Raw genomic sequence first — 20,526 nt, 5'->3', positions numbered from 1 at the left:
CGTCGATCACGCGCCGCGCGCCGCGCGCAGCAGCTCCTCGGCGTGAGCGCGCGCGCGGCGTGTGAGGCGCGCACCGGACAGCATCCGCGAGATCTCCTCGGTTCGCGCCGCGCCATCGAGTCGGACGACCTCGGTTTCGGTGCGGCCGTCGACGATCTGCTTCGACACCCGGAAGTGGGTGTCGGCGAACGCGGCGATCTGCGCCAGGTGAGTGACGCACAGCACCTGCCGGGCGTTTGCGATCTGGCGGATCTGGCGGCCGACGACCTCGGCGGTCGCGCCGCCGATGCCCGCGTCGACCTCGTCGAACACGTAGGTCGCCACCGGCTCGGCGCGGCGCAGCACGAGTTTGAGCGCGAGCATGATGCGCGACAGCTCGCCGCCGGATGCGACCTTGGCGAGCGGCTTGGCCTCCTCGCCGGGGTTGGCGGCCAGGCGCAGCTCCACGCGGTCGCCGCCGGCGGGACCGAGGTCGCGGGGCGCGATCTGCACGTCGAGCGCGGCGTCCGCCATGCCGAGCTGGGCGAGCGCGTCGCCGACCGCGCGCGCGAGCCGGCGCCCGGCCTTGCGCCGCGCCGCGGTCAGCTCGCGCGCGATCGCCTCGGCCTCCGCCCGCGCGCGCTGGCGCTCGCGCTCGAGCCGCGCGCATTCGCCGTCGCGGTTGGCCAGCGCGTCGAGTTCGGCGCGCAGCTCCCCGGCGCGCGCGAGCACGTCGTCGAGCGTCGGCCCGTGCTTGCGCTTGAGCCGCGCGAGCGCCTCGAGCCGGTCCTCGACCTCCGCGAGTCGCGCCGGGTCGGCGTCGAGCGTCTCGGCGTAGTCGCGCAAGGTCGCGGCGGCATCCTCGATCAACGCCCGCGCCTCCTCGAGCTGCTGGCGGGGGGCGTCGAGCGCGTCGTCCACCGCGGCCGCACGCGACAGCGCCGCGATCGCCGCGGCGAGTTGGTCGATGGCGGCGCCGTCGCCCGAGTAGGCCAGCTCCTCGGCGCCGCGCGCGCCCGCGAGCAGCTGGTCGACCGCGTGCAGCCGCGCGCGCTCGCGCTCGAGTTCCTCGTCCTCGCCGGGGACCGGGGCCACCGCGTCGATCTCGTCGACCTGGAACCGCAGGTAGTCCATCCGCTCCTCGATGGACGCCGCGTCGCCGGACAGCGCGGCCAGCGCGCGGTCCGCATCGGCCAGCGCGGCGTACGCCGCGCGCATCCGCGCGACCAGCTCGTCGTGTCCGGCGAACGCGTCGAGGATGTCGCGGTGGCGGTTCGCGTCGACCAGCCCTTGGTGTTGGTGCTGGCCGGACAGGTCGATCAGCACCGACGCGATGTCCGCGAGGCGCGACGCGGTGGTGAGCGCGCCGTTGACGTAGGTGCGGCTGCGGCCGCCGCGCTGGACGACGCGCCGGATCAGCAGCTCCGGTTCGCGCGGCAGCCCGGCCGCGTCGACCAGCGCGTCGACCCGCGGCGCCAAATCGTCGGGCACCTCGACGATCGCCTCGACCACCGCCTCGTCGGCGCCCTTGCGCGGAATGTCGGCGCTCGCGCGGCCGCCGCGCAGCAGGTTGACCGCCTCGACGATGAGCGATTTGCCGGCTCCGGTCTCGCCGGTGAGCACGTTGAATCCGTCGCTGAAGTCGAGCGAGACGTCGGACAGGATCGCGAAGTTGGTGACGCGGAGGTGTCGGAGCATGGCGGTTGCTAGCGGGTGCGCGCGCCCCAGTGGAGCTTCTCCCGCAGGATGTCGAAGTAGGGCTTGTCGGAGGCGAACACGCGGAACGGCCGATCGGCCGCTTTGATCGTGACGCGGTCGCCGGGGCGGATCGGATGGACCCAGTTGCCGTCGACCGTGAGCACCACGTCGTCGCCGGCGGCCTGGCGGGGCAGGACGATCGTGATGATCGAGGTCTCGGGGACGACGAGCGGCCGGTTGGTGAGCGCGTGCGCGCAGATCGGCGTGAGCGCGAGCGCGCCGAGCCCGGGCATGATGATCGGCCCGCCGGCGGCGAGGTTGTACGCGGTCGAGCCGGTCGGCGTCGCGACGATCAGGCCGTCCGCGCTGTACTCGGTGACCAGCATGCCGTCGACGCGCGCCTCCAGTTCGACCAGGCGCGCGACGGTGCCCTGGTGGACCACCGCCTCGTTGAGTCCCCGCCGCGTCCGGCGGTTCCCGTCGCACTGCTCGAGCGTCACTTCCATGCGCATTCGCTCGACGATCGGCAACGCTCCGGCCAACGCCGCGTCGAGCGCGGCGGTCGCGTCGCTCGGGTCGAACGGGCTGAGAAACCCCAGGCTGCCGAGGTTGATGCCGAGCACGGGGACGAAGTGGTCGGCCAGAAGGTGCGCGGCGCGCAGCATCGACCCGTCGCCGCCCAGCACGACGCCGAGGTCGATGGATGCGCCCAGCTCCGCCTCGGGCACCACGCGCGCGCCGGCCGGCGACAGGCCGTCCTCCTCGGTGACCACCGCCTCGTGGCCGTGGCTGCGGACCCACGCGACCAGTTCGTCGAACAGCGGCCCCGGCGGTTGGCGGTCGGGTCGCGGCAGGAAACCGACGCGGCTCATGCGGCGCAGCGTACTTCACTCGGGCTGGAAGATGTACGCCTCGTGCTGGACCAGGCACACCCTCGCCGGGCCGTCGGCGCGCGCGCGGGCGAGCGCGGACCGCGCGGCGGACACCAGCTGCTGGGCGGTGCGGGTCGCGGCGCCCGGGTAGCACGCGGCGCCGATCCACGGAGGCCAGCCCGCGGCGGCGAGCGTGCGCCACAGCCGCTCGGCGGTGGCCAGCGCGCCGGCGAAGTGGGTGTTCGGCAGCACCACCGCGAACGCGGCGCCGTCGGCGCGCGCCACCACGTCCATCGCGCGCGCCTCGCCGCGCAGCGCGTCGGCGGCGGCGGCGAGCGCGCGGTCCGCGGCGGCGCCCGCGCCGCCGGCGTCGATGTCCAGCAGCATCAGCGACAGCGGCTCGGCGTGGCGGCCGGCGCGCTCGAACTCGGCTCGGACGCGCTCGGTCAGGTAGGCGGCGGTCCGCAGGCCCGTGACCGGATCGCGGTCGCCGCCGCCGGGCGGTCGGCGGGCCGCTCGCACCAGCCGGCCGACGCGGGCCAGCGCCTCGACCCGCGCGACCAGTTCCTCGTCGTGATACGGCTTGCCGAGGAAGTCGTCCGCGCCGGCGCGCAGTCCGGCGACGCGGTCGGGCGGCGCGTCCGACGACGACAGCAGCAGCACGGGGATGTACGGCACGCGGTCGTCGGCGCGCAGGCGGCGCACCACGTCGAGGCCGTCGGTGTGGGGCATCACCACGTCGACGATCGCGACGTCCGGCGCCTCGCGCTTGGCCATCTGCACCGCCTGCGCGCCGTCGTGTGCCAGCAACACGCGGTAGCCGCGCTCGGCCAACAGCGCGGCGACCTGCGCGCGCGCGCGGGCCTGATCGTCGGCGACCAGTACCGTGCAGTCGGACGGCGCGATGGCGGGTGGCTCGGTCACGGCGCGGTGCCGTCACGATACACCGGCTCGGAGGCGGTTGCGTGTCGGCGCGCCAGCGAGGTTGCGAGAGGCGAGGTTCGGCGCACGCCCGCAGCGCACGAGGGCGCAACTACACCTACGGTACCGGTGCGCGCGAGGACGTACGCCGCAGATCGCCCGCAGATCGCGACCGCAGCCAGCGGCTATGCGCTGCAGCCGCCTAAATGAGGAATCACGTGTCACGCAGGAAGGTCGCGAGCCACATCGCGTCGACGGAAAGGCGGAGCGACGAAGGAAGGGTGGACCCCCTTTCGACGAGCTCCAACGCCGCCGTCGGCGTGAGGGCGCCGCGAGGACCGTACGCGATGCGTGATTCCTCATTTACGGCGCCGGCGGCCGGACGGCGGTCACCACCGCCGCGTCGCGCGACGCCGTGCCGGCGGCGTCGCGCACGTGCACCGTGAGGCGCACCGGCTGGCCGTACAGCCCCTCGACCTCGCTCTCGGTGAGGAACAGCAGCCGCCCGCTGGTGAGGTACAGGTAGCCGTCGCCGCCGTCCTCGTAGCCGACCTGGTACTCGCTCACGCCCATGTCGACCTGGCGCGGCGCATCGCCGGTGGTCCACGCCTCGAACCGGGTGAGCGGGTTGTCGGCCAGCCCCGGCTGGCTCGGGTCGCCGGGCAGGATGTCGCGCGCGCGCGCGTGCACGATGAAGTGGTGGCCGCCCTGCGGGCCCGCCTCGATCGGCAGCTCGGCGCCGTCGGCCAGCGGCTGCCACGCGGTCGTTCCGGTGCCGATCTCCACCAGACCGGCCACTTCCATCGCGTCCGGCCGGTCGGCGTCCGGCGTGCCGCCGCCCGAGCACGCGGCCGCCACCGCGGCGAGCGCGGCCGCGGCCCGCGGCGCGCGCGACCCCCGGATGCGGCCGGGCGCGGTCGGGTTCGCGGCGTGTCGCATACCCGCCGAGCATAGTCGACCGCGCCGGCCGGCGGGCGTGCCGGCCGCCGAATCGGCGGTTGACCCGGCCCGGATGGCCGCCCTATTCTGGTCATTCACGCCAACGTTCCACATCGTACGGGGGACCATGAATCGATCGAAGCGCGCGCTCTTGGGATGGCGAACGGGGAGTCTCGCGGTCGCCGCGGCGCTCGGGCTCGGCGCCGCGTGCTCCGGCTCGCAGGAGGGCACCGAGCCGCCGCCGAACGGCGTCGACGAGCTGGCCGGCGGGGCCGACGAAGACGGCAACATCGACGCCGAGGTGACGCTCACGGTGCTGTCGTCGATCGACGAGCCGCCCGAGGCGCTGCCGGCGCCGGCGAACACGCCGCGGCCGATCGTGCTCGAGTTCGAGGGGCACACGAAGTCGGGCGCGCCGTTTCGCGGCGTCCTGCTGAGCGCCGACCGCACCGTTGGCTCGGTGGACTTCTCCGGCCCGATGATCCTCCGGGCGCAGGTGCTCGACTGGGGCGGCCAGACCGTCTTGCGGGGCCTGGCGATGGCGCCCGAGACGGACGCCGACGGCAGCTTCGTCGGCGCGCTGAGCTGGGCGTTCCTCGCGGTCGCCCCCGACGCAACGCTGCCGACCCTGCCGGATCCGGTCGCGTTCGACATCGACGGCGCGAGGGGGACGTTTCTCGTCGCCTGCCGGCCCAACGCCTACTACGGAGCGGTCAACCTCACCCGTGCCCGCACCGGCGCCGATGTGCCGGCGATCATGATGGCAAGCCGCATCCGCGGCAACCCGTGCGCGGGCGGGCTCGCCGCGGGCACCGCGCCGACCGACGTCGAGGGGCGCAGCATCGACACGCACATCGGCACGCTGTACCTCGGCCGCGGGCTCGTGCACTGGTCGCAGGAGGCCGGTCCGCTGCCGATCTACGTGCTCGGGCTGCCCGCGGTGTTGTCGGATCGCGAGATCAACCCGGGGTTCGCCGGCCGCTATCGCGACCGCGTCCACAAGCTGTACCCGTACGACCTGGCGCGCATCGCCGACGTGCGCCACGGCGAACTCGTGTTCGAGCCGGGCGCGCCGATCCTCGACGAGATCGCGCCGGGCGACGTGCTGGTCGCCAAGCCGTTCCGGCGGCTCGCCAACGGGTTTCTGCGCGTCGTGACCGACGTGCGTTCCGAGGGAGACAACACCGTCGTCGCCACGCGGCCGGCGGCGCTCGGCGAGCTGGTCGAAGACGGCGAGTTCACCTTCGACCGCACCTTGACCGCGGCCGACGTCGTCGCGCTCGAGCCGCTCACCGACGGCGTGACGATCACGCAGGCGCGCGCGACGTGGCCGGTCAGGCTCGACCTGCTGCCGATTCCGCAGATCCAGATCCACAAGATCGTGCACGACGCGGACGGAGACAAGGTCGGCACGGTCGACGACCAACTCGTGGTCGACGGCACGCTCGACCTGGGCGCCGGGTTGTCGGTCCGCTTCGCGTGCCGCGGCACCCTGTGCAGCGATCCGTTCTTCCGAGCCAAGTTCTCGTTCGACGAGTCGGCCGATCTGTCGATCTCCGGCGACGTCAACTGGGAAGGAAGCCGCACCTACACCTTGTTCAGCGCGAAGTTCGCGGCGATTCCGATCGGCGTCATCGTCCTCACGCCGAAGGTGGCGGTCCAACTCACGGTCGAGGCGGATGCGTCGGGTTCGTTCCAATACCACGTCGACCAGAGCTACTCGTTCGACGTCGGCGTCAAGTTCGACAACGGCGCGTTCTCGCCCATCAACGACGTGACGCAGTCCTTCGACTCTGACCCGGTGACGGTCAGCGGCACGCTGCACGCAGAAGGCCGCCTCGGCGTGCGCGGCAGCCTGCTGCTGTACGGCGTCACCGGGGTCGGGCTGGACGTCGGCGCCTACGTCGCGCTCGACGCCGAGAGCCCGCGCGACCCGCTGTGGGAGCTGTACGCGGGGGTCGACGGCCGCGCGTTCGTCGAACTCGATCTGATCGTGTGGAACCAGAGCTGGGACATCGACCTGTTCGACACGCAGTGGACGCTCGCGACCGCGCCCAACGCGGAGCCGATGATCCAGAACGTGTTCGTGGCGAACATGAACGCGTCGTCGCCCGGCGGCATCGCGGTGTACGCCGGGGCGCCGGGTACGTTCCGCGTGCGCACGTACGACCCCGAGCAGGGGATCAACTGTTGCCGCGTCCACGTCGAATCGGACGTGGACGGAGCGATCGGCACCACGCGGGACGTCGTCAACGATCCGGTCGCGTTCCAGTTCGACACTCCCGGCATGCGGACCATCACGGTCACGGTGACGGACGACGCCGGCGCGCAGGGGCAGTTCCAGTTCGACATGGACGTCCAGGACGTCCAGGGATCGACGATCGTGACGCCGTGCTGGGGCTTCGCCGTGACGCCGTCGCTCGTCGGCTCGAATTGGGCCTTCGACGCCGCGGTGACCCACTGGGCGACCGAGTATGGTTCCGGCGAGCCGGTCACCGCGCGGTGCCAGGCATTCGCGGCCAACCAGCCGACCTACCAGCTCAACTGGTACGTCGACGGCGTGCTGTTGGAGACGGATGAACCGTTCGACGGCACCGCGACGACCGCGGCGTTCGCGTACGCCTGCGCCGAGCCGGGCACGCGCCAGGTCAAGGCGATCGCGTTCAACACGGCCAGCGGCAGTCCGTCGGCCTCGGACACCGTCTACGTGACCTGTCTTCAGACCAACCCGATGGTGGACGGGCACATCGGCGGCCAGCAGACGCTCGAGTCGCCCGGCGGCGGGCTATCGTCCTCGCCGGTCGGGGCCGACGAGCCGTCGACCGGGGACACGATCCTGCTGTTCGTCACCGGGGATGGCGCCGCCGAGGCCGAGCAGGTCGACTGGTACGACGACATGGGCAACTGGCTCGGCACCGGCGAGTCGATCGAGTACACGTTCGAGCAGGAGGGCACGCAGACGTTGACCGCGGAGCTCACCGACGAGGACACGGGCACGACGACCGAGATTCAGCAGGAGATGCAGTCTTCGCCGCCGACCGGGTTCGGCGGGTACATCGGGCTGTAGGGGCCGTCCCCGAATGCGGCACACCACGTGCGCGGTCCCTGCACCCTCAGCCTCCGGTGCTCCTCACCGCCTCGGGCCGACCCAGCGCCTCCGCCGCGCCGCGCCTGCGCGCGCGGGCGGACGACCCGCCGGGGGCGATCCCGCGTGCGGGGTTGACACGCTCGGGGCGTTCCTGTAGAAGATCCCGGCTTTACAGCGGGAATCCCGCGTGAAACCAGGGGCTTCGGCCCCGTGCCAACGCTCGCAACCGGCCGGACGCACAGGTGTTTTCGCCCCGGTCGGGCGCAACTCATGGTAGGACGCATCCCCATGCACAAGCCGCAGAAGACAAGCCAACTCACCAAGGAAGCCGCCGACGCCCAACGCGGCTGGTACGTGGTGGACCTCGAGGGCCAGGTGCTCGGCCGCGCCGCCTCGAAGATCGCCAGCGTGCTCCGCGGCAAGCACAAGCCCACCTACACGCCTCACGTCGACTGCGGCGACTTCGTCATCGTCCTCAACGCCGACAAGGTCAAGCTCACCGGTAACAAGTGGTCGGCGAAGAACTACTACCGCCACTCGCTGTACCCGGGCGGACTCAAGACGACCAGCGCGGCGCGCATGCGCGACACGCACCCCGACCGCATCGTGCGCGAGGCGGTGTGGGGCATGCTTCCGAAGAACCGGCTCGGCCGCAAGATGCTCAAGAAGCTGAAAATCTACGCGGGCACCGAGCACCACCATCAGGCGCAGAAGCCGCAGCCGCTCGCGCTGTAGGCGGACAGGCACACGAGGCGATCGACATGGCGACTGACAACAGGACGTACGCAACCGGGCGCCGCAAGACGGCGGTGGCGCGGGTCTGGTTGAGCCCGGGCAGCGGCAACTTTGAGATCAACGGCCGCAGCGACGAGGATTACTTCGACCGCGCGACCGCGCGCATGGTCATCCGCCAGGCGTTCGAACTCACCGACACCCTCGGCAAGTTCGACGTGTACGCGACCGTGCGCGGCGGTGGGCCGGCCGCGCAGGCCGGCGCGCTGCGCCACGGCATCACCCGCGCGCTGTGCGCGGTCGACCCGGCGTACCGCCCGCCGCTGAAGCAGGCCGGTTTCGTCACGCGCGACCCGCGCAAGAAGGAGCGCAAGAAGTACGGCATGAAGGGCGCGCGCGCGCGCTTCCAGTTCTCGAAGCGCTAACGGTCGGCCGTGTCGCGGGTGCCGGTCGCCATCGTCGGCGGGTCCGGGTACACCGGCGCCGAACTGCTGCGCATCCTGTTGCGCCACCCGCGCGTCGAAGTCGCCGCGGTGTGCGCGCGGCGGTCGGCCGGCGAGCGGATCGCCGACGTCTTCCCGCACCTCGCGGGCGTCGTGGACCGGACGGTCGAGCCGTTCGACGCGGCGGAGGTCGCCGCGCGCGCCGAGGTGGCGTTGTGCGCGCTGCCGCACGGCGCGAGCGCGCCGATCGTGGCGGCTCTGCGCGAGCGCGGCGTGGCGGTCGTGGATCTGTCGGCCGACTTCCGGCTGCGCGATCCGGCCGCCTACGCCGAGTGGTACGGCCCGCACCCGCATCCCGAGCTGATCGGCGGCGCGGTCTACGGTCTGCCCGAGCGGTACCGCGATCGCCTGCGCGGCGCCGCACTCATCGCCGCGCCGGGCTGCTACCCGACCAGCGCGCTGCTGGCGATCGCTCCGCTGCTCGCCGCGGGGCTCGTGCGCGGCGACGACCTGATCGTCGACGCCAAGAGCGGCGCCAGCGGCGCCGGCCGCGAACCCGGCCTCGCGACTCACCTCCCCGAGGCCGGCGAGGGCATCCGCGCCTACAAGGTCGGCGGCGCGCATCGCCATATCCCGGAGATCGAACAGGAGCTGGCCGCGATCGCCGGTGGCGCGCCGCGGATCGTGTTCACCCCGCATCTGGTGCCGATGTCGCGCGGCATCTTCACGTGCGTGTACGCGGTGCCGACCGAGCGCGACCGCCCGGAGGCCGACTATCGCGCCGCCGTCGACGCGGCCTACGCGGCGGAGCCGTTCATCACCGTCTTGCCCGCCGGCCGCGTGCCCGACACCGCCCACGTGCGCGGCTCGAACCGCGCCCACGTCAACGTGTGCGTCGACCGGCGCGCCGGCCGCGTCCTGGCCATGTGCGCGATCGACAACCTCGGCAAGGGCGCATCCGGCCAGGCGGTGCAGTGCCTCAACGCCGCCCGCGGCTGGCCCGAGACCGACGGCCTCGACGCCCCGCCGGTGTTTCCCTGACGCGGTGGCCGCGGCGGCGGTCGGAGCGCGGGGTAGACTGACGGCGTGCCCGCACGGCGGCCGCGGCCGACGATCCTCGTCAAGCTCCTCTTCGCGTTCGTCGCGCCGGCCGCGGCGCTGTTCGCGGTGTTCGCGTTCGTCGCGTACGAGACGGCGCGGGACAACCTCGACGCGGAACTCGGCAGCCGCCTCGCGGCGATCGCGGCGGCGGCGGCCACCGAGTTGCGCGACCCGAGCCTGGCGCGGCTCGAGCCGGGCATGGAGGACGACGTGCGCTTTCAGCAATGCCGCGCACGGCTCGACGCGGTCCGGCGCGCGACCGGCGTGGCGCGCATCTACGCATTCACCCAACGGCACACGTCGGTGTGCGACACGGACGACGGCGTGCCGATCGGTGCGACGTACTACCAACTGCGCGAGGACGCGGCCGAACTGGCGCGGGTGTTCGCGGGCGGTGGACCCGTGGCGTCCGTGTTGTTCGAGGGGCGTGACGGCCGGCTGTACAAGGCGGGCTACGCGCGCGCCGCGGCGGCCGACGCCGGCGCGGCGCTGGCGGTCGGAGTCGATGCGCCGGCGACCTACTTCGATCGGCTGGCCGACCTGCGCCGCACGCTGATCGGCTACGGCGCGGCGTTCGCGGTGCTCGGGTTGCTGGTATCGGTCGTGGTCGCGACGCGCATCACGCGGCCGGTGCGCCGGCTGGCGGCGGCGGCCGAGCGGATCGGCCGCGGCGATCTGGCGACCGCGATCGACGTGCCGGCGTCCGACGAGATCGGCCTGCTGGCGCGAACGATGGAGGACATGCGCCGAGGCTTGCGCGCGCGCGACGAGCGGATGCAGATGATGCTGTCGGGAATCGCGCACGAGGTGCGCAACCCGCTCGGCGGGATCAAGTTGTTCGCCGGCATCCTGCGCGACGAGCTGGCCGGCGACGCAAGGTTGCGCGCGCACGTCGATCGGATCGACACCGAACTCGACCACCTCGAGGCGGTCGTCGGCGACTTTCTCGCGTACGCACGGCGGCCGGCACCGCAGCCGGAGCCGGTCGATCTGGCCGCGGTGGGCGCCGAAGTGGCCGACGCGGTGCGCGCGGAGGCGTCGCGCGCGGGCGTCGAGGTCGACGTCGACGTCGACGGCGCCATGTGTCGGGCCGACCGCAACCAGATCAAGCGGGCGCTCATGAACCTGGTGCGCAACGCGGTACAGGCGAGCTCCGGGCGCGCCGGCCTGCGCGCTCGGCGTCGGGGCGACGCGGTGGTGGTGGAAGTGTGGAACAGCGCGCGCGAGCCAATCCCGGAGGACGTGATGGCGCGCATGTTCGAGCCGTTTTTCACCACCAAGGAAAAGGGAACTGGCCTCGGGTTGGCGTTCGCGCGCGAAATCGTCGAGGAGGCGGGCGGTACGATCGAGGTGCGCAACGCCGCGGACGAGCGCACGGTATTCTGCCTGACGTTGCCGGCGGTCGACGGCGGCACCGCGGCGCCGCGGACGGCATGAGAGGTTGCGATGGGAACCGTTCTGATCATCGACGACAACGACACGATTCGAGAGGGCCTGCGCCACACGGTGGAGAAGTTGGGCCACACCGCGGTCGTGGCGGCGGGCGGCGCCGAGGGGCTGGCCGAATTCGAGCGCCGCGGCGACATCGACTTCGTCATCACCGACCTCAAGATGGACGGCGTCGACGGTGTCGAGGTGCTGCGCCGCGTGCGCGAACTCAACCCGGACGTTCCGACGATGATCATCACCGCGTACGGCACGGTCGAGACGGCCGTCGAGTGCATGAAGCTGGATGCGTTTGACTTTTTGACCAAGCCGTTCGCACCCGAGGTCGTCCGGCTCAAGGTCGAGCGCGCGCTTGAACTGGCCGAGGCGCGCCGCGCCCGCCGCCGCGCCGAGGCGCACCGCGACTACCTGCGCGACGAGGCCGAGGGGCGCTATGCGCTCGCGGAACTGGTCGGCGCGTCGGCGCCGATGCGCGCGGTCGCGCGCGCGATCGAAAAGGTGGCGCCGACGGATTCGGCGGTGCTCATCACCGGCGAAAGCGGCACCGGCAAGGAACTCGTGGCGCGCGCGATCCACCGGCTGTCGCGCCGCCGCGAGGCTCCGTTCATCAAGATGAACTGCGCGGCGATCGCGGAGACGTTGCTCGAGTCGGAGCTGTTCGGCCACGAGCGCGGCGCGTTCACCGGCGCGGTGCGCCAGAAGCTCGGCCGATTCGAACTGGCCGACCGCGGGACGCTGTTTCTCGACGAGATCGGCGACATCACGCCGGCGATGCAGGTCAAGCTGTTGCGCGCGCTGCAGGAAAAGGAGTTCGAGCGGGTCGGCGGCGAGCGCACCGTGCGCGTCGACGTGCGCATCGTCGCCGCGACCAACAAGGATCTGCGCGCGGAGGTGGACGCCGGTCGCTTTCGCGAGGACCTGTTTTACCGGCTGAACGTGGTGCCGATCCACGTGCCGCCGCTGCGCGAGCGCCGCGACGACATACCGCTGCTGGTCGAGCACTTCATCGCAAAGCTGGCGCCGCGCACCAACCCGCGCGTGCGCGCGATCGCCGACGACGCGCTGGGTCGGATGATGGCGTATCGCTGGCCCGGCAACGTGCGCGAGCTGGAAAACGCCGTCGAACAGGCGCTCGTGTTCGCGGAGGGCGACGCGATCTCGGTCGCGGCGCTGCCGGCGTTCTTGCAGAGCGCCGGGGACGGCGACCGACTCGACGTCCCCGAAAAGATGTCGCTGCCGGAGATCCTCGAGGACCTCGAGCGCCAGCTCATCCTCAAGGCGTACGCAAAGGCCAAGGGCGTCAAGACGGAGACGGCGCGGCTGCTCGGCATCAAGACGTCGGCGCTGTATTACAAGCTCGACAAGTACGGCATCTCGTGACGGCTGGCGCGACGTCTCGAAAATCTGAGGCGCGTGCGCCGCGCGGTCGCAGACGGCCGAGGTGGCCGAGTTGCGTACACTAGGAGTGTAGGTAGCTTACACGCGTAACGACTGGCACGGGAGCTGCTTGAGATCCACGCAGACCATGCTCCGCACGTTGGTTTTCGCGGCCGCCGCGATCGCGCTGGCCGTCCGGCCCGCCGCGGCCGCGCCCGCCGACGACCTGCGCGCCCAGGTCGCACAGCTCGAGGCCGAGCGCGCGCGGTATGCCCGCGACAAGGCGCAACGGGAAGCGGAACTGGCCCGCGCGGTCGCCCAGGTGGACGCGCTCAAGCGCAAGCGGTCGTCGTGGCGGCGGGACCGGTCTTTGCGCCGCGCTCTGGCTGACGCGCGCGCCATCGCGCAGCGGCTGTCGGCGATCGACGCGGCGGTGCGTGCGGTCGATCGGCGGCTGCGCGAGGTGCGCCGCGCGCTCGTGCGCGCGATCGACGCCGAACTCGCCGCGGCGCCTCCGGAGCCGCGGCGGCGGGCGCTGGCCGCCTGGAGGGCCGACGCGCTGGCGAAGCTCGCGCCGCCCGCGCGGCGCATCGTCATGCCGAGCGAGCGCATCGATCCGTTGGCCGACGAGGCAGAGTTGCGCGCGCAGGCCAAGCTGCTGGAGGACACCGCGCGGCGGCTCGAGCGCGAGGAACGACTGCTAACCCGCCGCGAACTCCGGTACGCGAAGATGGCCCGGTTGCGCAAGCAGCGGGCGCGCGCCGACGAGGCCGACTTGTTCGACGACAACCGGCCGCGGCGCACGACCAGTCGCCAGGCGGGCGCCGACACGGCGGCCGGAGGCAACGCGGACGTGGGGGCGGGCGCGCCCGAGGCCGATCCCGACGACGCCGCGGGGGCGGTCGGCGAGCCCGGCTCGTCGGCCGACCCGGCGATCGTGCTGGTCGAAGTCGTGGACGCAGACACGCTCGCTGCGCTTCGCCGCGCCGAAGCGGCCGACGACCCGGCGGCCAAGGCCGATGCCGCCCGGCGCGCGCGCGACCAGGTGCGCGCCCGCCGCGAGCGGCTCGAGCGCCAGCGCCGCGCGATCGAGGCGCGGCTGCGCGCGCTGCGGGCGCGATGACCGGAGCACGGATCGGAGTCGGTTCCGCGGCGACTTTGCCGGCGCGCGTCCGACCGCGGTGCCCGCCGGGTGGCCGGGCCACCCCGAGCCGGTCGTGTCGCCGCGCGGCCCCCGCGCCGCCGCGGCGTCTGCCGGCCGCGCCGGTCGGCCGGCGCCCCGGTGCGCGGTGGGCGGTCGCCGCCGCCGCGATCGCGGCGATCGCCGCAACGCCCGCGCGCGCGGAGCCGACCCGCGTCCAGGTCGAGGCCGGCGCGGAGTACGACACCAACGTGCACCGGATCGAGCGGCGCGCCGGCGAGGACGTCGCCGTCCAGGCCGCGCCGCTCGTGCGCGTCGGCGCGCGCGTGCGGGGCGGAGTGCGGCCGCGCGCGAGCCATCGGCTGTCGTACGATCTGTTCGCCGGTGCCAAGCGGTTCTTCGGCGACGCGCGCGACGACGCGGGCCGGACGCCGTCCGACGAGGACGTGGCGATCGTGGCGGCACGGGGGGCGTACGCCGCGGCGCTGGCGTCTCGCCGCGCAATCGTGCGCGCCGTCGGCTCCTACTACGACGCGATCGGCGACGATCGAGTCGACACGGCGCGCAACTTCCGGTCGTTCGATGCGCGCGGGGAACTCGTCCTCGTCGGGCCGGAGCGCCACCGGTTCGCGCTGCACGCGGGACTGCGCGCGTTCACGTTCAAGCCCGACGGCGTGTTCGACTACCGGGCCGACCACTACGGCGCGCGCTACACGACGGAGATGTGGCGCTCCGACAGCGCCGGCGAGGCCGACGCCAGCTCCGTGGAGGTTGCGGCAGCGTACCGGCTCGAGCGCCGCGACTACGCCGGCGCCGCGCTCACTGACGCATGCGACCCGCCGTGTCCAGCGCCGTCGCTCGGTCGGGTCGACCTGTTTCACGTCGCGTCGATCGAAGTGACCTACACCGGTGACCGCGTCTACGCAGCGCGCTACGAACTCCAGGTGGACGACTCGAACAGCTTCGGGCAGTCGCTGGTCCGCCATCGAGTCGACGCGGCCGTGACGACCGACGTGGCGTTCGGCGTATCGGCGACGGCGAAGCTCACCGTGCTGTACAACGTGTTCGTCGACGGCCTGTTGGTCGCCCGAGACGTCAACGCGCAGACCGGCGTATCGATCGAGGACGAGAACCGCAACGGGCTGGTCGTCCACCTGGCCCGGCCGCTCGCAGGCGGGTGGACCGCCGAGGCGCGCTACGGGCTGTGGTCGAACGAGTTTGCGACGGACGCGCTGCGGTTTCGGCGCCAGGCGGTCTACGCGGGCCTGTTGTACGAACGCTGAGCGGGCGGCGGCGCGCCGGGCCCGCCGCGGTCGTCGAGCCGCGCGGCCCGGGTCGTCCTCCGGGGGAGGGCGCCGCCGCCGGGGGCTTCGGGCCCCAGGGGCCGGATTCGTAACTACGCGGCGCGGCGAGGGAACCTTGGTGGCAAGGATGTTGCTCTGTCAGGGGACACACCGCCACTCACTCCCCCCGAAGCCATCCGAGGAGCCCTGCCGATGAGACGCTGTGTTTTGTTCGCCCTGTCCACTGCCGCGCTGTGCGCCGCCGCGTGTGAGGTCGGCGGTGCGCTCGACCCGACCGATCCGGCCGGCGGCGCCGATGCGGGGGCGGACCCCGGTGGCCCCGACGCGGGCCCCGATCTGCCGCAGGCTGCGGTGTCCGGTACGGTGATGGACTATTTCGCCGGCACGCCGCTGGCCGGCGCCGAGGTGGTCGCCGAAGGGATCACACCGCCGCTGTCGACCACGAGCGACGCGGCGGGAGCCTACGCACTCGACGGCGTTCCGGTCGAGCAGTTGTTCACGCTCGCGGGCAGTCTCGCGGGCAACTATCTGCCGACGGTCAACGCGCGCGCCAAGTACTCCGGAACGCCGATGACGCGCGATGTGTACGTGGCCGCACAAGCCGACATCGCACGCCAGTATGCGACGGTCGCCGTCGTCATGCAGCCCGGCACCGCGTACGTCGAAGGCAATCTGCTCAAGGGCGACGGTTCGCCGCGCGACGGCGTGCTGCTCGCCGACATCTCGCTCACCGACGCCGCGGGCAATCCGGTGGGCGACGGGCCGTACTTCGTCGGCGCGCTGGGCGATCTCGACCCGGCGGTCACGGTATCGACTCCGGTCGGCGGCAAGGCGCGCGTCGCGTTCCTGAACGTGCCGCCCGGGCAGTACACGCTCACCGCGACGTATCCGCAGGACAACGACGGCCAAAACGGCGGCGGCAATCCGGTCAAGACCGCCATCGTCCTGGCGCGCGCCGACACCGTCCACCTCGTCAACGTCAACGACAAACTCGACGGTGGCGGAGGCGGCGGCGGAGGAGGCGGCGGCGGAGGCAACTGACATGCCGTTCGTCGGCTTGCGGTGGCCCGCGGCGGCGCTCGCCGCGGCACTCGCGGTCGCCTGCGGCGACGCGGCGACGGAGTCGCCCGGCCCGGACGCGAGCGTCGCCAGCGCGCCGGACGGGGGCGCCGCCGGGTCGGCGGACGCGGCGGGCGCGAATCCGGACGGCGGCGGTCTCGGGTTCATGGATGCCTGCGATCCCGCCGACGATCGGTGTGCCGCCGATCTGGTGTGTTTCCAGTTCAACTCCCGCGGCCCTCACTGCACGCACGAGTGCATGCGGGACGAGGACTGCGAGGCCCCGTCGCGCGGGTGCAACAACATGGGGCTGTGCAAGGCGCCATGACGCGCTGGGCCGCGGTCGTCGTCTGGGCCGTTCCCGCGATCGCGGCGGCGGGCACTCCCGCAGCCGGAGGCGATTCCGACGGCGAGTCGGCGGTCGCGTCCCGGTCCACCGCGCCGGCGGGCGGCGAGCCAACGTCATCGGACGAGAGCGTGCCGCCGATCGAACTGGCCGAGGAGGTCGTCGAGGTGTGGGGAGAGCGCCCGAACAAGGAGTTCGACCGGGACACCGAACTGCGGCTCACCGGCGAGGATCTCGATCAACTCGGCGTCGTGGACCTCGCCGAGGCGCTCGAGTACGTGCCGGAGTTGCGCGTGCGGGCGCTCGGCCGCGGCGGTGCGCAGGCCGACATCCGCGGCGCGCGCAAGGGCGCGGTCAAGATCCTAATCGACGGCATTCCGGTCGACGAGCCGTACTACGGCACGTTCGATCTGTCGTCGATCCCGGTGACCGACATCGAGCAGATTCGCGTGGCCACGTCGCCGTCGTCGCCGATCGACGGGGCCGGTGGGCCGGGCGGCGTCGTCGAGGTGCACACGCGCGACGCGGTCGGCGCGCGCATGCTGCGCGCACGGGGGCAGGGGACGATGGCGACTGCCGCGGATGCGTCGGCCACGGCGCGCGCCGGTCTCGGCCGCGGCTGGGCAGTCCGCGGATCGGTGGCCGGCGCACTCGGCGCGCGCGACTACGCCGTGGCGATGCCGGACGGCACGCGCGAGCAACTCGACGAGCGCCGCCGCGCGCTCACGGCCGCGTTGCGGTTCGAATGGCGCCGCGAACTGGAGCGGCGCGTCACGGTCGACCTGTCGGCGCAGCGGCGCAGCTTCGTGCCGCCACCGGGGGACGATGCGTCGTCGGACGTCCTCGTCGTCGCCGGGGAGACAGCGGCGCGCGCCGGCGCGTCCGGCGACATCGACACCGGGTCGCTGCGCGTTCACGCGCGCGCCTACGCGCACGCGCTCGCGCGCGACTCGCGCTACTACGCCGATGCGTCGCTGAGCGACGTGCGCCGCGGCGAGCACATCGACGCCAACCGCGCGGGCGCGGGACTGGTTGTCAATCGCCCACAGACGCCGTGGTTGCACCTCGTGGGCGCGGCGTACCTGGACACCGAGGGAGCGCGAGTGGAAGACCTCGACGGTGCCGTCGCGGGGCAGGGGCGGTCGACGGTCGCGCAGGTTGCGGCCGGGGCGCAGTACGAGCGCGGAGGCGTGCGCGTCGACGGGGCCGCCGGGATCGCGACCCCCATCGGCCTGGGCCACGCGCCGTGGCCCGAGGCCAAGCTGACGCTCGCGTGGACGCCGGCGCGCCCGCTGACCCTCGAGTGGACCGGCGCGCGCAAGGGGCGCGTGCCGACCCTCCGGGAGCGCTACCGCACGGACATCGGCAACGCGGAGCTCGCTCCGGAGATGGCGACCTTCACCGAACTCGCGGTGGTGCTCGCGCCGGCCGACGGGCTGTCGGCGCGGGTCGGCGGGTTCGTCCGCGCGACCGACGGGATGATTCGCTACGACGGCGACCGGATGCAGCTGGTCAACGTCGACGACCTGGTTGTGCGCGGCGTCGATGCGCGGGCAACGGTCACGCGCGGGCGATGGCGCGCGGTTGCGAGCTGGTCGTTTCAGGACGCGTACTCGCCCCGGTTCGGCAGCACGCCGCTGGACTTCCTGCCGCAGCACCGGCTGTGGCTGGAACTCGGGGCCGCGGTCGGCCGCGGCGGCGTGCGTGCCCACGTGCGTTACGAAGATGATCAGGTCGACCGCGGCGCGACGCTGGCGGCCCACGCGGAGCTGGGCGTGGCGGCCTACGCCCGTTTGGGCGCCGGGCTGCTCGCAACGGTGCGCGTCGACAACGCCACCGACGAGCGCTACGAGATCCGGCAGGCGGTGGCTGCACCGGGACGGTCGATCACGTTGGCAGTGCAGTGGGATGCAATGTGAGCCGATCCGCGTGCGCGGCGCGCCCCCGTCGTCGGGACGTCATCCCATGCGCGCCCGCAGCCGCAGCGCCGGCTCGTACGCCGGATCGATGGCGAGGGCCTCCTCGAGGTACCAGCGGGCGGCTCCGTCGTCGCGGCAGGCGGCGCACAGCAGCGCCAGCGCGAGCAGCGCGCGCGGTCGCGGCGCACGCCCCGACTGGAGCTGTTCGACCTCGGTCCGGTAGCGCAGCGCCGTCGCCGTTCGGTCGGCGCCGCGGTCGATGTCCGCGCGGTAACGCGCCCACGCCAGGTAGGACTCGTAGTCGACGTGGTCGGGGTACTTGCGCGCCGCGGCGGCGAAGAACGCCACCGCCTTGGCGACGTCGCCGCGGGCGAGCGCGAGCTGGCCCGCTTCGAACTCGGCCTCCGCGCCCGATCGGTCGATCGGCTGCCCGCGGTGGCGCGCCGCGACATCGACGCCCTTGGCCAGCAGCCACGCATTGTAGCGCGCGCGCTCGGAGGCATCCGACAGGCGCGCGGTCGCCTTGTCGACCTGCTGCCACAGCGGCTCGACGGCTGCCGCGAGGTCGCCGAGGTCGAGGTGGCGCAGCCGCTGCGGCGAAAATCGCAGCGCGAGCCGCGCGCGCGCGTCGCCGATCTCGGCGGCCGTCGCGTCGGGGGGGACATCGAGCACGTCGTAGTAGGTCGCGCGGCCTCGCCGCAGTCGCTGAAGGCGCTCGCGTATGTGGTGTCGTGCGCGCGACACGGCGCGGCGCTCGTGCGTGGTCTGGTCGGGAGGCTCGCGGGTGAGGCGCGCGGCGCCGGCACACAGCAGCGCCCACAGCGTGCGCGCCGAGCGGGCCGGGTCGGCGGCCGAGTCGATCGCCGTCGCCAGGGTGATGGCGCCGGTCAATCGCAGCGCGAGTTCGATCGCCGGCACGTCGAGCAAGCGCGCGGCGCGCAGGTCGTCGACGCGCGCAGTGGCCGACACGTACTCGAACGCGCGCGGCCGCAGCGCCTCGCGGACGATGTCGAGGGGCGCGTCGCGGGCGCCGTGGATGATGCGCTCGACTGGATCCGTCGCGTCGACGCCGGCGGCGCCGAGGGCATGCAGCGCGAACCGCTGCGACAGCTCTGCCGCGAACCGCAGGTCGATGGCGCGGCGCACGAGCGCGCACACGTCGGCCGCGCCGGCCGAAACGGGGAGCGGTACTGCCCGAACGGCATCCGCTGCGCGCGCCGCGCCGGCGTCGCGCGCCAGCGCGAGGACGGCCGGGGGCGGCTCGAGGGCGCGCCAGCTGCGCGCGAACTTCTCGAGCGACAGCTCGTTGGGGGCGTCGCCGAGGATCACGGCCGCCGGCGCCCGGTCGAGGGACTCGGGGGGCGGCCCGGCCGGCGTTCGCGACCACGCTACGTCGTAGCCGCCCGCCTCGAGCCAGTCGGACCACTGGATGCCGAGGCCTAGGTCGTCGAGCGCGAGGAACACCGCCGGCACGGCACGAGGATACTGCGGACCGGGAAGCGACGGCGGCAGCGGGCCGAGAAGCGGCAGGGGGCGCGCCGGTGCGCGCGGTAGACGAGCGCGAAAAAAACGGGGCCGCGCCATGCGCGGCCCCGACACTCCGACGGTCGTCGCGTGCGTAGCGACGGCGGGCTGCTAGAAGCCCATGTCGCCCATGCCGCCGTGGCCATGGGCCCCGGCGGCGCCAGCGTCTTCTTTCTTCTTGGGCTTCTCGGCGATGAGCGCCTCGGTCGTGAGCAGCAGCGACGCGACCGACGAGGCGTTCTGCAGCGCCGTGCGGACGACCTTGGTCGGGTCGATCACGCCGGCGTTCAGCAGGTCACCGTACTCGCCGGTGGCGGCGTTGAACCCGAACGCACCCTCGCCGTTTTTGACCTTCTCGACGACGATCGATCCGTCATAGCCGCCGTTGGTCGCGATCTGGCGCAGCGGCTCCTCGAGCGCGCGGCGCACGATGTTGACGCCGAACTGCTTTTCGTCGTCGAGCTTGAGGTCCTCGATGGCCTTCAGGCAGCGCAGCAGCGCGACGCCGCCGCCGGGGACGATGCCCTCCTCGACGGCTGCGCGGGTCGCGTGCATCGCGTCCTCGACGCGCGCCTTCTTCTCCTTCATCTCGACCTCGGTCGCCGCGCCGACGCGGATCACCGCGACGCCGCCCACG

17 protein-coding genes are annotated in these 20,526 nt (G+C 73.1%); 11 read left to right on the top strand and 6 right to left on the bottom strand.

The features are described from left to right. Positions 1-6: 6 nt before the first annotated feature. From recN to D6689_21545, 4 genes are all read right to left on the bottom strand, one after another. A complete protein-coding gene (gene recN, locus D6689_21560) occupies positions 7-1,677 on the bottom strand; it encodes a DNA repair protein RecN (protein ID RMH37018.1) in 1,671 nt (556 codons plus the stop codon). A gap of 8 nt (positions 1,678-1,685) precedes the next feature. Beyond that, positions 1,686-2,549, bottom strand: coding sequence for an NAD(+)/NADH kinase (locus D6689_21555; GenBank protein RMH37017.1), 864 nt, complete (start codon positions 2,547-2,549; stop codon positions 1,686-1,688). Positions 2,550-2,564: 15 nt separating this feature from the next. Beyond that, positions 2,565-3,473, bottom strand: a complete 909-nt coding sequence (locus tag D6689_21550) for a response regulator (protein ID RMH37016.1) — start codon at positions 3,471-3,473, stop codon at positions 2,565-2,567. 360 nt (positions 3,474-3,833) lie between these two features. Next, entirely contained in the window at positions 3,834-4,409 is a 576-nt protein-coding gene (locus D6689_21545) for a hypothetical protein (protein ID RMH37015.1), read from the bottom strand. A gap of 127 nt (positions 4,410-4,536) precedes the next feature. Between D6689_21545 and D6689_21540 the strand changes: the two genes are divergently transcribed. From D6689_21540 to D6689_21490, 11 genes are all read left to right on the top strand, one after another. Beyond that, the gene (locus D6689_21540) at positions 4,537-7,476 is read left to right on the top strand and encodes a hypothetical protein (GenBank protein ID RMH37014.1); all 2,940 of its coding nucleotides are present in this window, start codon (positions 4,537-4,539) and stop codon (positions 7,474-7,476) included. 309 nt (positions 7,477-7,785) lie between these two features. Next, the gene (locus D6689_21535; protein RMH37013.1) at positions 7,786-8,232 is read left to right on the top strand and encodes a 50S ribosomal protein L13; all 447 of its coding nucleotides are present in this window, start codon (positions 7,786-7,788) and stop codon (positions 8,230-8,232) included. A gap of 26 nt (positions 8,233-8,258) precedes the next feature. Continuing rightward, complete coding sequence (locus D6689_21530) at positions 8,259-8,654, top strand: 30S ribosomal protein S9 (protein RMH37012.1); 396 nt, start codon at positions 8,259-8,261, stop codon at positions 8,652-8,654. Between the two features lie 9 nt (positions 8,655-8,663). After that, a complete protein-coding gene (locus tag D6689_21525) occupies positions 8,664-9,713 on the top strand; it encodes an N-acetyl-gamma-glutamyl-phosphate reductase (GenBank protein ID RMH37011.1) in 1,050 nt (349 codons plus the stop codon). Between the two features lie 45 nt (positions 9,714-9,758). Beyond that, positions 9,759-11,210 (top strand): sensor histidine kinase, encoded by a 1,452-nt coding sequence (locus D6689_21520; protein ID RMH37010.1) that lies wholly within the window; start codon positions 9,759-9,761, stop codon positions 11,208-11,210. Positions 11,211-11,219: 9 nt separating this feature from the next. Further along, positions 11,220-12,599: a sigma-54-dependent Fis family transcriptional regulator gene (locus D6689_21515; GenBank protein RMH37009.1), complete on the top strand. Its 1,380-nt coding sequence runs from the start codon at positions 11,220-11,222 to the stop codon at positions 12,597-12,599. A 145-nt stretch (positions 12,600-12,744) separates the two neighbouring features. Further along, positions 12,745-13,719, top strand: a complete 975-nt coding sequence (locus D6689_21510) for a hypothetical protein (GenBank protein ID RMH37008.1) — start codon at positions 12,745-12,747, stop codon at positions 13,717-13,719. A gap of 35 nt (positions 13,720-13,754) precedes the next feature. After that, complete coding sequence (locus tag D6689_21505) at positions 13,755-15,020, top strand: hypothetical protein (GenBank protein RMH37007.1); 1,266 nt, start codon at positions 13,755-13,757, stop codon at positions 15,018-15,020. 228 nt (positions 15,021-15,248) lie between these two features. Then, positions 15,249-16,082 (top strand): hypothetical protein, encoded by an 834-nt coding sequence (locus D6689_21500; GenBank protein RMH37006.1) that lies wholly within the window; start codon positions 15,249-15,251, stop codon positions 16,080-16,082. Further along, positions 16,039-16,428, top strand: coding sequence for a hypothetical protein (locus D6689_21495; GenBank protein RMH37005.1), 390 nt, complete (start codon positions 16,039-16,041; stop codon positions 16,426-16,428). The genes D6689_21500 and D6689_21495 overlap by 44 nt, the downstream gene beginning before the upstream one ends. Continuing rightward, positions 16,425-18,365, top strand: a complete 1,941-nt coding sequence (locus D6689_21490) for a TonB-dependent receptor (protein RMH37004.1) — start codon at positions 16,425-16,427, stop codon at positions 18,363-18,365. Before D6689_21495 ends, D6689_21490 begins: the two co-directional genes overlap by 4 nt. 39 nt (positions 18,366-18,404) lie before the next feature. Here the strand turns inward: D6689_21490 and D6689_21485 are convergent, their stop codons facing one another. After that, positions 18,405-19,838: a hypothetical protein gene (locus D6689_21485; GenBank protein RMH37003.1), complete on the bottom strand. Its 1,434-nt coding sequence runs from the start codon at positions 19,836-19,838 to the stop codon at positions 18,405-18,407. A gap of 162 nt (positions 19,839-20,000) precedes the next feature. Beyond that, on the bottom strand, positions 20,001-20,526 hold a 526-nt coding region (gene groEL / locus D6689_21480), incomplete at its 5' end, for a molecular chaperone GroEL (GenBank protein ID RMH37002.1).

The sequence above is a fragment of the Deltaproteobacteria bacterium genome (assembly GCA_003696105.1).
Taxonomy (GTDB): Bacteria; Myxococcota_A; Polyangia; order Haliangiales; family J016; genus J016.
Note: the sequence above shows the minus strand (reverse complement) of the source record. Positions and strands in the feature narration are given on the sequence as shown.